We start from the raw sequence: 12251 nt of genomic DNA on the forward strand, positions 1-12251 counted from the left end.
GGTCGGTACCGGCGTCAGCCGATGCCGTTGTGCACGGCGGTCATCAGCTCACCGTTGGCGGTATCGCCGTCCATCGACCAGATCATCGCCCCGCCCAGACCGTGATCGTTGATCCACGCCGTCTTGCGGGCGATCTCGGTCGGGTCGTCGAAGGTCCAGAAGGTGGTGCCGTCGAACAGCCATGCGTGCCCGGCCTGCTCGTCGCGATACAGCTGATATCCCTGGTTGAGCAACGGTTTGATCTTCTTGTAGTCGTCGATCCCGTCCTCGTAGGTTCCCGGCGCCGGCCCGGTAGCCTGCTGGTGCAGGCCGTTGTCGGCGTCGGTCACCCCGGTCCAGCCGCGGCTGTAGAACGGGATGCCGAGCACCAGCCGGTTGGCCGGGGCACCCTTGCTGGTCCAGGCGTTCACCGCGATCTCGATGCTGAACGGCTTCGGGCCGGGGTCGTTGGCCGGCAGCCGCAGCGTCGACTGGTTGTTGGTCACCGACTGCCAGGCCCCGTGCAGGTCGTAACCCTGGACCGTGGCGAAGTCGAGGTAGTCGAAGACCTTGTCCACCTCGTAGCCCGCGGTCACCTTGTCCGGGTCGGCCGGAAGGAACGCGGTCAGCTCGTAGTGCTCGCCGGTGGTCGCGCCGTAGGCGTCCAGCTGGTCCCGCCACTCCTGCAACAGCAGGGTGAAGTTGCGCTTGTCCTCGGGCCGGACCACGTTGCCCTCGGCACCTTCCGAACCGGGCCACTCCCAGTCGAGGTCGATACCGTCGAACACCCCTGCCGCGGCACCGGCACCGCCCTGCGGCTCACCACCGATCTTCGGCAGGTTGCCCTTGATCCACATGTCCAGGCAGGAGGACACGTGTGCCTCGCGGGAGGCCTCGGTCAGTGCGGCGTTGGAGAAGTACTTCGACCAGGTCCACCCGCCCAGCGACAGGTTGACCTTCAGGTGCGGGTGCTTCTCCTTCAGCTGCTTGAGCTGGTTCAGGTTGCCCGCCAGCGGCTGGCTGTAGCTGTCGGCCTGGCCGTTGACGGTCTGGTCGGCCCGGAACCGCCGCTGGTAGTCCGCCCAGGCGTCACCCTGGCCGGTCTGGTTGGCCTGGAAGCACTTGCCCGAGGAGTCGAGGTTGCCGAACGCGTAGTTGATGTGTGTCAGCTTCTCCGCGGAGCCGGAGGTGTCCAGGTCCTTCACCAGGTAGTTGCGATCGTAGATGCCCCACTGGGTGAAGTACCCGACCTTGCGGTCGCCGCCGGGCCCCGGCTCGCCGAACTCCTTGGTGGTCGCCGAGACCGGCTGGCTCAGGCCGGAGACGTTCCCGGCCTCGTCCTTGGCTCGCACCCGGAAGGTGTAGGTCGTCTCCGGCTGCAGGCCGCCCGCGGTGAACGAGGTGGACGCGGTGCTGCCCACCGGGGTGGTGGAGTCGCCCTGGAAGACCTCGTAGCCGGTCACGCCCACGTTGTCCTGCGCCGGGCTCCAGCTCAGCGGGATGGTGCTGCTGGTGGTCTCCCCCGCGCCGAGCCCGGCGGGCACGCTCGGCGCCTGGGTGTCGGGTTCGCCGGAGGAGCCGTCGCACGGGTTGCCGTTGACCGTGCAGTCGACCGGCTCACCGGGGCCGGAGCCGTTGAAACCGAAGCTGGTCGAGCCACCCGCGGGCACGTTCCCGTTGTAGGAGCGGTTGGTGAAGGTGTAGTGGTCGCCGGAGCGGGTCATCTGCGCTTCCCAGGTCGACCCGATGCTGGTACCGGACGGCAGGTCGAGCTCCACCGTCCAGGAGGTCAGCGCGGTCGATCCGGCCTCGATCTCGACCTGCCCGGTGAACCCGGTCCCCCAGTCGGACACCTTGGTGAAGGTGGCGGTGGGGTTGGTCGCGGCCTGCGCGGTCCCGGTCACGGCGCCGGCCAGCGCGAGGGACGCGGCCATGAGCAGGGTGCCAAAACGCCATCGTTTTGTGGACATCTGTCTCCTAATGCTTCGAGAGCAGGGTTCTCGGTGTGGGCGCGAAGCCCGCCCCGAGCAACATGTGGTCTAGACCACCATTTCGTCAAGGTCTAGACCACCGTTGTCACCCGAATGCAACTGTGTGGGTGGTGCTCCCGGCCGGGACAGGCTCGGCTGGACCTTGGTGTCCATGCATGTCGTCGGCCCGGTGTTCATCGGCCGGACCGCCGAATCCGGCCGTTGCACGCCGCGGGCGACTGCGTCGAGCTGGGCGACCTGGTCGTGGCCGGAACTGCTCGGTCCCTGCGCCGGATCCACCCAGAACCCCTGACAGCTGCGGCGATTGACCGCGGGGCTGCGAACGGCGCAGGCCGGCATGCCGAGACGCCGTGCGCTCCGGACCTGGTCGCCTCCTCCCGAGTCACCTGGCCGTTGCTGGTGGTCAGCGAGGGACTTGCCAACCAGGACGCCGAGGCGGGCCCGAGCGCAGGGTCGCCTGGGACGGACCTGCGCCGGGAGATCGCCGCGGCGGACAGGCTGCTGGTCATCACCCGGAGTACAACGGCTCCATCCCCGATGAACCGAGGAACGCGATCGACTGGGCTCCCGGCCGCGCGGCGAGTGTGTGCCGAGCGGCAAGCCGGCCGCGGTGCTGCACAACCTGCGGGAACACGTCGGCGGCCTGATCGGGGTGGCCCGAGCCGGGCGCGCGGTCCCGGTCGCTACCCGCGCCGCAGGACCGAGCGCAGCGGACCGGCCAGGGCACCACGCTCCCCGACCGCGACCCCGTCCAGCTCGAGCCACTCCGCCATCGCCCGGAGCTCGCCCGCGAGCTCCGCGACGACGCGGCCGTGGTCGGCTCCGGGTTCGGCGAAGGCGCCCGGCACTCGCAGCACGCCCCGGGCCCGGTCTGCCTTCAGGTCGACCCGGCCGACCAGCTCGCCGTCCAGCAGGAAAGGGAACACGTAGTAGCCGTAGGCCCGCTTCGGCTCCGGCACGTAGATCTCGATCCGGTAGTGGAAGCCGAACAGCCGCTCGGTCCGCGAACGTTCCCAGATCAGCGGGTCGAACGGGCAGAGCAGGGCTCGCCCGGGAACGGAGCGGGGAGCCTTGGCCGAGGCGTGCCGGTAGGCCTGCGCCCGCCAGCCGCGCACGGTGACCGGTTCCACGCTGCCCTGTTCCACCAGCTCGGCCACGGCCCGCTGACTGACGTCCGGCCCGAGCCGGTAGTAGTCCCGCAGGTCCGGTTCGGTGGCGATGCCCAGCGCCCGCGCCGCCCGATCGGTCAGCTCCCGCGCGGCCTGCTCGGGATCGACCTGCCTGGCCAGGACCTCCGGGGGCAGCACACGTTCGGGCAGGTCGTAGCAGCGCTGGAAACTCCGTCTGGTGCCGGTGGTGAGCTGCCCCATCGCGAACAGCCACTCGCAGACCTTCTTCACCTCTGAGCGATCCCACCAGGCGCCCTGCTTGCGGGTGGAGCCGCCGGTGAGCTGCCGCTCGATCGTGCCGGCCCCCACCGGGCCGAGTTCCTTCACCACGGCCACCACATCGTCCACAAGGGACGGTGAGTTGTCGATGATCCGCTGGTAGCCCTTCCACCAGCCGCGCCGCTTGGCGCCGGACTGCAGCAGCGGCCAGTCCTCGACCGGCACCAGGCTGGCCTCATGCGCCCAGTACTCCACCAGCAGCCGCGGCCTGCGGGCGGAATGCGACCAGGCGGCATCGTCCACCAGCGCGGGATCGTAGGACCCCAGCCGGGCGAACAGCGGCGCGTAGTGCGCACGCACCGCGACGTTGACCGAGTCCAGTTGGAACAACTGCACCCTGGACAGCACGCGCCGCAGGTGCCGCCGGGTGGGCTCACCTTCCGGCCGTGGGTCCGTGAAACCCTGGGCCGCCAGCGCGATCCGCCTGGCGACCGCCGTACTCACCGTTCGCATGATGGAGCCATCGTGCCAGCACCCACCGACACTTTTCGTTCCGGTCGGGCTCCGGCGCGCTCCGCCCGCACCACCACCAGCACGGCCAGCACCACCAGCGCTCCCCCAACGAGTTGCCCCAGCCCGATGCGCTCGTCCGCGATCAGCACGCCGAGCAGCACCGCGATCGCCGGGTTGACGTAGGCGTAGGTGGCCACCGTGGACACCGGCAGCCGGTGCAGCACGTAGACGTAGGCGCTGTAGCCGATCAGCGAGCCCGCGACGACCAGGTACCCCAACGCCAGCCAGGATTCGGTGGTGACCGCGTCAGGGTCGATCCGCTGCCCGGAAAGCAGCCCGACCACGTTCAGTGCCACCCCGGCGGTGCACAGCTGCACGGCGGAACCGGCGAACGGGTTGGCGGGCATCGGCAGCCGGGTGGTCGCCACGGTGCCGATGGACCAGCTCAGCGCCGCCAGCAGCACGGCGAACGGACCCCACCAGGCCGAACCGTGTGCGCCGTCGCCGGTGGAACCCAGCAGCAGCAACACCGCCAGACCCGCCAGTCCGAGCAGCACCCCGAACAGGGTGCCGCCCGGCGTACGCTGGCCGAGGGCACGGCGCAGAAGCAGCACGAACAGCGGGACGCAGGCGACCAGCAGGGCCGCCAGGCCGGAGGCGACCTGGGTCTCGGCGATGGTGAGGATGCCCTGGCCACCACCGGCCATCAGCAGGCCGACCAGCGCGGCGGAACCCAGTTGCGCGCGGGTCATCCGCAACGCGGAGCGGCCGCCGAAGATCAGCACGAGGGCGAGCAGGATCGGGCCGGCCATGGCGAACCGCAGGCCGGCCCCCAGCAGTGGCGGCAGCGAGTCGACGAGGTACCGGATCCCCAGGTAGGTGGATCCCCAGACGACGTAGACGGTGCCGAGCGCACTCCAGGCCAGCCATGATCGATTGCCCATGAGCAGACCGTCTCATAACCACTGACAAAAATACAGTGGTTATTCGACACCGTGCTGGCCCGCGCCGGAGCGGGCCACGTACGTTGGGTGTATGAGCACAGCTCAGGTCCGCAGCGCCCGCACCGACGACGCCGCCGAGATCGGCCGGATCCAGCGCGACACCTGGCGCGCCGCGTACACGGACATCCTCGGGGCGAGCGTGCTGGATAGGCTGGATGCCGAGGACGTCGAACGGCAGTGGGCGGACGCGGTCGCCCATCCGGAGACCGGCGTCTACCTGGCATTCGAGGGCGAGTTTCCGGTGGGTTTCTGCGTCGCCGGGCCGGCTCCGGAACCGGAGGTCGCTAGCGCGGACGGTGACCTGCCCGCGGACGCCGCCCGCACCGGGCTGATCGGCACCATCCTGGTCGAGCCCCGGTGGGGCCGCCGAGGCCACGGTGGCCGCCTGCTGGTCGCGGCCGCCACCGGGCTGCGCGAGCAGGGTGCGGAACGCGGGATCACCTGGGTCGCCCAGTCCGACTCCGCCTCGCTCGCCTTCTTCCGCAGCGTGGGCTGGAATCCGGACGGAACGATGCGCACCCTCGACACGGGTGAACGGACCGTTCGCGAACTCCGCCTCACCGGCGACCTCGCACTTCACCTCACCGAGTAGGCCCGGCCACGTCCGCGAACGGCCAACACGGTTACGTGGGTAGCCAACACGGTGATGTGTTGGCCGTTGGCGTAGGCGTCGTGGCGGTTCCCGGCCGGGGCCGGCTCTCTCTCCGGGCGCCGCCTCCCCTGGCTAGGCAAGGCGCTAGCCGGGTTGTCGGTTGCTGTGACCAACACCCGGTCTGGCGCGGAAATACGGTGCCGCACCGGGCCGGTCGTACCGGGTATGAACAGGGCCGCGGACCACGAGACCGATGTCGTGGTGATCGGTGCGGGGCAGGCCGGGCTGTCCGCCGCCTACTTCCTGCGCCGCGCCGGGCTGGACTTCGCCGTGCTCGACCACGGCAAGCGAGCCGGCGGGGCCTGGCAGTACCGGTGGCCCTCGCTGCGGCTGGGCAAGGTGCACGGAATCCACGACCTGCCGGGCCTCCCGCTCGGCACACCGGACGGCGACCGCCCCGCCGCGGAGGTCGTCTCCGAGTACTTCGACCGCTACGAGCGGGCCTTCGACCTTCCGGTGCTGCGCCCGGTGGACGTGCGGTCCGTGCGCCGGAGCGAGGACGGCCGGCTGCTGGTGGACAGCGCCACCGAAACCTGGGCGGCGCGCGCGGTGATCAACGCGACCGGACCTGGGACCGTCCATTCTGGCCGCACTACCCAGGCCAGGACAGCTTCACCGGAAGGCAACCGCACACCGCCGACTACACCGGCCCCGCCGAGTTCCGCGGCAAGCACGTCGTGGTGGTCGGCGGCGGCACCTCCGCGGTCCAACTGCTCACCGAGATCGCCACCGAGGGCGAACCGGCCGGTACGACCTGGGTGACCCGCAGGCCGCCGGTGTTCCACAAGGGCCCGTTCACCCCTGAGCACGGCCGGGCCGCCGTCGCCAAGGTGGAGAAGGCCGTGCGGGCGGGTAGGCCGCCCGCCAGCGTGGTGAGCGTTACCGAACTGACCCTCACCCCCGAGGCCGAGCGGGCCCGTGCGGCGGGATTGCTGGACCGAAAGCCGATGTTCGAGCGGATCACCCCGCACGGTGTCGTCTGGGCGGACGGCACCGTGCAGCGGGCCGACGTGATCCTGTGGGCCACCGGCTTCCGCGCCACCTTCGACCACCTGGCGCCGTTACGGATCCGCGAACCCGGCGGCGGAATCCGGATGGACGGCACCCGCGTCGTCGCCGAACCGCGCCTGCACCTGGTCGGCTACGGCCCCTCGGCCAGCACGATCGGCGCCACCAGGGCCGGTCGCGCCGCCGCGCACGCCGTCCATAACCTCATCCTCGCCGGAGCGAGATCGTGAGCCTCAGAGCCCGCTGACCTTCACCGGGAACCTTCTGAGCGTGACGATCGTGGTGTCCGGGAGCACCAGGTCGACGGGGTTCTCCAACTCGTACAGGTCGCGCTGTGGTGGGAACTGGGTGAGGCGCGCGAAGAGCCGCGCGGGGTCCTCTGTGGTCAGGACAAGCCGTTCGCTGCCCGGCCGGTCGATGGTCATGGTGAAGCTGAGCACCATGACCATCTCGTACCGGGGCGGGTTCCCCTGGGTCAGCCGGAGTCGGCTCTGCACATCGGCGTCCGGGTTGTTCTGCTCGAGCGTGATCGTGCCGCCCTCGGTGCCGTTGTCGTCCGGCAGTTTGCCGGTCACCTTGAACTCGAGCGTGCGCAGCCGCACCGAGCGATCCGGGTCGTAAGGGTCCGCCTCGACTCGGTGCTTGATGCCACCGCGGAAGTCCACCCTCACCAGATCAGTGCGGATCCGCACCTGTGTGTCGGTCGCCAGCATGCTGTACGGGATCTCGGCGCCGACCGGGGGCAGTTCGTCCCGCTGGGCCTCGGCCGGGGACGCGCCGAGCACGCCCAGCGCCGCCGCACCGCCCATCGCCGCTGTCGCACGCAGGAATCCACGGCGGTCCAGGCCGTTGGCGGGGTTGTCGCTCGACGCAGGCATCCTTCGTCCTCCTCGGTTTTCCTGGTCCTCCTGCCTTCCGAAACTAGCCAGCGGAGATCGTCACAGCGAGGTCCAGCGGGCAGATCCGCCTGGTCGTGTCCACCGGCGTGACGGGCCGTCACGCCGATGCCCGCCGGGGCAGGCGCACGCCACGGACGGGGAGGCCAGCGCCACGAGTGGGTGACTCCCGTCCTCGCCGGGCCCGTGGCGGGCACTGCCCGCAATACTCACGACCTCAGATGGCGGTAACTCTCCGGGTATCGCTGCAGGTATTCGGCGAAGGACTGGGCGGGGTGGCCGGTCAGTTCGGGCACCGTGGTGCTGACCGTGCTCAGTTCGCCGGTGGCGATGGCCTCGTAGGAACTGACCCAGCCCGCCACCTCCCAGTCGGCGGCCCCGTAGTCCGACCTTGATGCGTAGGCTTCCTCGCGCGTCTCCGGCACGTAGGTCACGGTGCGCCCGGCGAACCGGCTCAGCTCCTCGGCCGTCTCGGCCAGCGTCAACGCCGTCGGCCCGGTGATGTCGTAGGTGGCGCCGTCGTGGCCATCGCCGGTCAGCACGGCAGCGGCCACATCGGCGATGTCTCGGCCGGCGGTGCCGCGATGGCTCCGGGCAACTGCGGCAGCCGGGCGGGGTCCCGGCCGAGCGGGCGCAGGGATGCGTCCGCCGCGGCGAGCCGCCGGGCGACACCGCCGCCGAGCTGTCCGCTCGCACCGGTTACCGCAGCGCAACGTCGGCCGCATCCTGGCCGCCCGCGACGCCGCCACCACCGGTCAGAGCTGCTATATCGGACAGTCTCCCAGTCGCACACAAAACAGCAGGTCGGAGCCGGTTTTTCACCATGATCCACGTCATGGAAAACAACCTAAGTGAACAAGCTGCTTTTGCTATTCACGTAGGCGAGTTTGCCGTCCGCGGCGGCCGCCGGGCTCGCGGAAGATGACCCAGCGCATGACGCTGTACATGTAGACCGCCTCGCAGGCGCCCGCGATGATGCGGGACAGGTGGTACTGCAGGCCGAGCGCGACCAACCCGCCGCCGACACCGAGGATGAACGCCAGGTAGTTGATCGCGATCGCCACCGCGTACAGCACGGCCTGCCTGCCGACCGGCGCGTGCGAGCGGAAGTTGAAGTGCCGGTTCAGCACGAAAGCCAGGCCGAAGGCGATCAGGTAGGCCAGGGTGAACCCCGCCGCCACCGGCAGCCCGAGTACCCCGCGAAAGACCGTCAGCAACAGCAGGTCCACCCCGAAGGTGCAGCTGTTGATCAGGGCGAACCCGAGCAGGCTGGGCGGCACGACGGCGGCGAGCCCGAAGGGCAACCGGCGCACCACCGCCGCGCAGAACCGGGCGAACCGCCCGGTGAAACCGGTTTCGGAGGAGTCGTGCCGTTCTGGCCGATGAACGTCGACATGTGCCGGGGCCACGGGGCCAGCCTGGCACCGCCAGGTGACAGGATGCCGACCAGCAGGTGATCACCAACCGACGGTGGCGCCATCCACCCCGGAAAAGGTGGGGTCGACACCAGTGTGCCTGCCGTGCCGGCTGCTAGCTTGATATGTGGGATCTCACCGGGAGGCAGCGTGTTCGGCTGGTTGTGCGTGGCGCTCGGCGTGGCCTTCGGCTCCGCCGTGGTTCCGCTGATCAGCGCCGAACTGTTCGTGATCGGCCTCGCCTCCAGTACCTCCGGCGTTCCCTGGCTGGCGATCGGCATCGCCGTCGCAACCGGTCAGGTCGCCGGCAAGCTGCTGTTCTACCTCGCCGCGCGGGGCTCGATCCGGCTGCCGTCCTTCCTCACCGACAAGCTGCACGGCCGGCGGCGCCCGTCGGCACGGCGGGAGCGTTGGCGGGACCGCACCAAGCGGCTGCGGAGCTGGCTGGAGGCGCTGCGCGAGCGCTGTCACCGCCATCCGCACTGGATGACCGGAACGTACGGGGCCAGCGCCCTCTTCGGGCTTCCGCCGTTCATGGCGACCACGGTGCTCGCCGGTCTGGTGCGCATGCCGATGTCGGTGTTCCTCACCGCCGGGCTGCTCGGCCGCTGCATCCGGTTCAGCGCGCTGGCCGCGTCGCCCGCCATGTTCGCCGCCTGGCTGCAGTTCTGACCCGGTGCCGCGGTCTGACCGGTTCAGGAACCCGCGGCGGCCTCGAGCTCGACGGCCTTGCGCATGGTCGCCCTGGCGCGCCGGCGATCGCCTGCGATGTCGTAGGCGTAGGCCAGCCGGTACCAGTGTCGCCAGTCCTCGGGCTCCGCGGTCAGCTCGGCCTTGCGCCGCTCGAACCACTCGTCGGCGGCCGCGCGGTCCACCCTGCCGGACGGCCGCCGCGGCAGGTCGGACACGTCGGGCAGGCCGCCCTCCGCCTCCAGCCTGCGGGCGAGCCGCTGGATCCGGACGCCGGAACGCCAGGTGGTCGCCAACATCCAGACGCCGAGCAAGGGCAGCAGCAACACCCCGGTCCCGAGCAGCATCGGAACGGTCTCCCCGGTCCGCAGCAACGCCACCGCGCGGCCCGCCAGCAGCACCAGGTACACGGCGACCGCGACGGTCAGCAGCAGCGCGACGTTGCGCGCCCTCATCGGGTCATCACAGATCCAGCATCTGGTCCAGGCCGACGGTCAGCCCCGGCCTGCCCGGGATGGACCGCACCGCCACCAGGACTCCTGGCATGAACGACGTCCGATCCAGGGAGTCGTGCCGGATCGTCAGCGTCTCACCCTCACCGCCGAACAGGATCTCCTCGTGCGCGACCAGGCCCGGAAGGCGGACGGAGTGCACCGGAACGTCATCCACCCTGGCACCACGCGCACCGGCCAGCTCGGAGGTGGTGGCGTCCGCTCCCGGGGCGAGGCCGGCGTCGGCCCGGGCCTGCGCGATCACCCGGGCGGTGTGCGCCGCGGTACCGGAAGGGGCGTCCGCCTTGCGGTTGTGGTGCAGCTCGATCACCTCGGCCGAGGAGTAGAAGCGGGCGGCCTGCTGAGCGAAACGCATCGCGAGCACCGCGCCGAGGGCGAAGTTGGGCGCGACCAGCACACCGAGCTCCGGGTGTTCGCCCAGCCAGCCCCGCACGGTATCCAGTTTGGCCTGGTCGAAACCGGTGGTGCCGACCACCGCGTGGATGCCGTGCTCCAGCAGGAAGCGCAGGTTGTCCAGCACCACGTCCGGGTGGGTGAAGTCGACGACGACCTCCGCGCCCCCGTCGGTGAGGTCGGCCATCCGTTCGCCCGCGTCCACCGCCGCGACCAGCCGCGTGTCGGGTGCGTCCTCCACGGCCCTGCACACCTGGGTGCCCATCCGGCCGCGCGCGCCGAGCACGCCGACCCGGATCGGGTTGTCGACACCACGTGACGCCGGCTGGTTCATCCTGTCACTCCCCTTGTCCGCTAGGCGATTACGCTGTGCAGCTCGTCGGGCAGGTCCTCCTCGTGCGCGTATGGACCCACCACCGCGGCCGCGGCGATCCCACCGGGTCTACCCAGCAGCATCCGGGCCAACCGGGCGACGTCGCCGGTGGTCACCGCGTCGATCCGGGCGATGGTGTCGCGCACGCCGAGGTACTCGCCGTAGTTCAGCTCGTTCTTGCCGATCCGGGACATCCGGGACGCGGTGTCCTCGAGGCCGAGCACCAGGCCGCCGCGCAGTTGCCCCTTCGCCCGCGCCACCTCGGTTTCGGTCAGGCCGTCCTCGGCGACCTGACCGAGCAGCGACGCCAGCAGCCCGGCGACCTCGCCGAGCCGCTCCGGCTGGCAGCCCGCGTACACCGAAAGGTGCCCGGCGTCGGCGTAGCCGGCCACCGAGGAGTACACCTGGTAGGCCAGCCCACGCCGTTCCCGGACCTCCTGGAACAACCGCGAGCTCATCCCCCCGCCCAGTGCCGCGTTCAGCACGGACAGGGTGCACCGGCGCTCGTCGTGCCGGGACAGCGCGCGCAGGCCGAGCATCACGTGTGCCTGCTCGGTGTCATCGGTGCGCAAGGCCAGCTTGCGCGACGCGGGTACCCTCGCCCGCCCCCTCCGCGGCGGACGTGGACCATCCGAACCGGACAGTCGGTCGCGCAAAGCCTTGCGCACCAAGCGAAGGACCGTAGCGTGCTGGAGATTCCCCGCCACCGCGAGCACCATCTTCGGCAGGACGTAGCGGCGGCGGTAGAACGAGCGCAGCGCGCCAGCCGACATTCCGGTGATCGAGGGCTCGGTGCCGAGCACCGGCCTGCCGAGCGGGTGCTCGCCGAGCACGGTGTGCACGAAGGTCTCGTGCAGCAGGTCCTCGGGGTCGTCGTCGCGCATGGCGATCTCCTCGAGCACCACGCTGCGCTCGGTGTCCACATCGGAATCCGTGCACAGGGCGTCGAACACCACGTCGGTCACCAGGTCGACCGCCAGCGGCAGGTCCTCGTCCAGCACCTGCGCGTAGTAGCAGGTGTGCTCCTTGGCGGTGAACGCGTTGAACTCGCCGCCGACGGCGTCGATCTCCTCGGCGATCCGGGTGGCGTCCCGCTTGCCGGTGCCCTTGAACAGCAGGTGTTCCAGGTAGTGCGCGGCACCGGCGACGGCGGGCTGCTCGTCCCGGGAGCCGACACCCACCCACAACCCGACAGTCGCTGAACTCGATCCCGGGATCCGTTCGGTGATCACCCGCAGCCCGCCCGGCAACACCGTGCGCTTCACCAGCGAACCGTCCGCGGTCGACTCCAGGGTCCGGGTACTGCCCACGGGCTGCTCGTGCCCAGCGATCTGTCGCGCCATGCTTTCCTCACCAACCGCTATGAGTGACCCGCCCACCCGTCTCCCACCACCGCCCAAGCGGAGGTACTGACGCGCCGCTGCGTCCCTCGCATGT

At 70.5% G+C, this 12251-nt stretch carries 11 protein-coding genes and 1 pseudogene; 3 read left to right on the top strand and 9 right to left on the bottom strand.

Annotated elements, in window-relative coordinates; all coding sequences use genetic code 11:
* Window positions 1-14 precede the first annotated feature (14 nt).
* From FB471_RS30535 to FB471_RS30545, 3 genes are all read right to left on the bottom strand, one after another.
* Window positions 15-1949 (bottom strand): glycoside hydrolase family 18 chitinase, encoded by a 1935-nt coding sequence (locus FB471_RS30535; protein ID WP_142003293.1) that lies wholly within the window; start codon window positions 1947-1949, stop codon window positions 15-17.
* A gap of 704 nt (window positions 1950-2653) precedes the next feature.
* Window positions 2654-3871: a winged helix-turn-helix domain-containing protein gene (locus FB471_RS30540; protein ID WP_142003295.1), complete on the bottom strand. Its 1218-nt coding sequence runs from the start codon at window positions 3869-3871 to the stop codon at window positions 2654-2656.
* The gene (locus FB471_RS30545) at window positions 3859-4815 is read right to left on the bottom strand and encodes an EamA family transporter (protein WP_142003297.1); all 957 of its coding nucleotides are present in this window, start codon (window positions 4813-4815) and stop codon (window positions 3859-3861) included. Before FB471_RS30545 ends, FB471_RS30540 begins: the two co-directional genes overlap by 13 nt.
* A gap of 91 nt (window positions 4816-4906) precedes the next feature.
* On the opposite strand from FB471_RS30545, the gene FB471_RS30550 reads away from it, so the two are divergent.
* Window positions 4907-5467, top strand: a complete 561-nt coding sequence (locus tag FB471_RS30550) for a GNAT family N-acetyltransferase (protein ID WP_142003299.1) — start codon at window positions 4907-4909, stop codon at window positions 5465-5467.
* Window positions 5468-5692: 225 nt separating this feature from the next.
* Window positions 5693-6765: pseudogene (locus FB471_RS30555) on the top strand (FAD-dependent oxidoreductase).
* A gap of 3 nt (window positions 6766-6768) precedes the next feature.
* Here FB471_RS30555 and FB471_RS30560 read toward each other — a convergent pair.
* From FB471_RS30560 to FB471_RS30570, 3 genes are all read right to left on the bottom strand, one after another.
* Window positions 6769-7413 carry a twin-arginine translocation signal domain-containing protein gene (locus FB471_RS30560; RefSeq protein ID WP_142003301.1) on the bottom strand — a complete coding sequence of 215 codons (645 nt, stop codon included), beginning with the start codon at window positions 7411-7413 and terminating at the stop codon, window positions 6769-6771.
* A gap of 227 nt (window positions 7414-7640) precedes the next feature.
* The gene (locus FB471_RS30565) at window positions 7641-7973 is read right to left on the bottom strand and encodes a Rossmann-fold NAD(P)-binding domain-containing protein (protein WP_211358293.1); all 333 of its coding nucleotides are present in this window, start codon (window positions 7971-7973) and stop codon (window positions 7641-7643) included.
* 327 nt (window positions 7974-8300) lie between these two features.
* The gene (locus FB471_RS30570) at window positions 8301-8840 is read right to left on the bottom strand and encodes a GtrA family protein (protein WP_142003303.1); all 540 of its coding nucleotides are present in this window, start codon (window positions 8838-8840) and stop codon (window positions 8301-8303) included.
* Window positions 8841-8996: 156 nt separating this feature from the next.
* Here FB471_RS30570 and FB471_RS30575 point away from each other — a divergent pair, with 156 nt between their 5' ends.
* Window positions 8997-9518, top strand: coding sequence for a hypothetical protein (locus FB471_RS30575; RefSeq protein WP_142003306.1), 522 nt, complete (start codon window positions 8997-8999; stop codon window positions 9516-9518).
* 23 nt (window positions 9519-9541) lie between these two features.
* On the opposite strand, the gene FB471_RS30580 is transcribed toward FB471_RS30575, so the two are convergent.
* From FB471_RS30580 to FB471_RS30590, 3 genes are read right to left on the bottom strand one after another with little or no spacing between them, the layout of a single operon-like run.
* Window positions 9542-9991 carry a tetratricopeptide repeat protein gene (locus FB471_RS30580; protein WP_142003308.1) on the bottom strand — a complete coding sequence of 150 codons (450 nt, stop codon included), beginning with the start codon at window positions 9989-9991 and terminating at the stop codon, window positions 9542-9544.
* Window positions 9992-9998: 7 nt separating this feature from the next.
* Entirely contained in the window at window positions 9999-10775 is a 777-nt protein-coding gene (gene dapB, locus FB471_RS30585; protein ID WP_142003310.1) for a 4-hydroxy-tetrahydrodipicolinate reductase, read from the bottom strand.
* 20 nt (window positions 10776-10795) lie between these two features.
* Window positions 10796-12157 carry a M16 family metallopeptidase gene (locus FB471_RS30590; protein WP_142003312.1) on the bottom strand — a complete coding sequence of 454 codons (1362 nt, stop codon included), beginning with the start codon at window positions 12155-12157 and terminating at the stop codon, window positions 10796-10798.
* Window positions 12158-12251: the final 94 nt, after the last annotated feature.

The sequence above is a fragment of the Amycolatopsis cihanbeyliensis genome (genome assembly GCF_006715045.1).
GTDB lineage: Bacteria > Actinomycetota > Actinomycetes > Mycobacteriales > Pseudonocardiaceae > Amycolatopsis > Amycolatopsis cihanbeyliensis.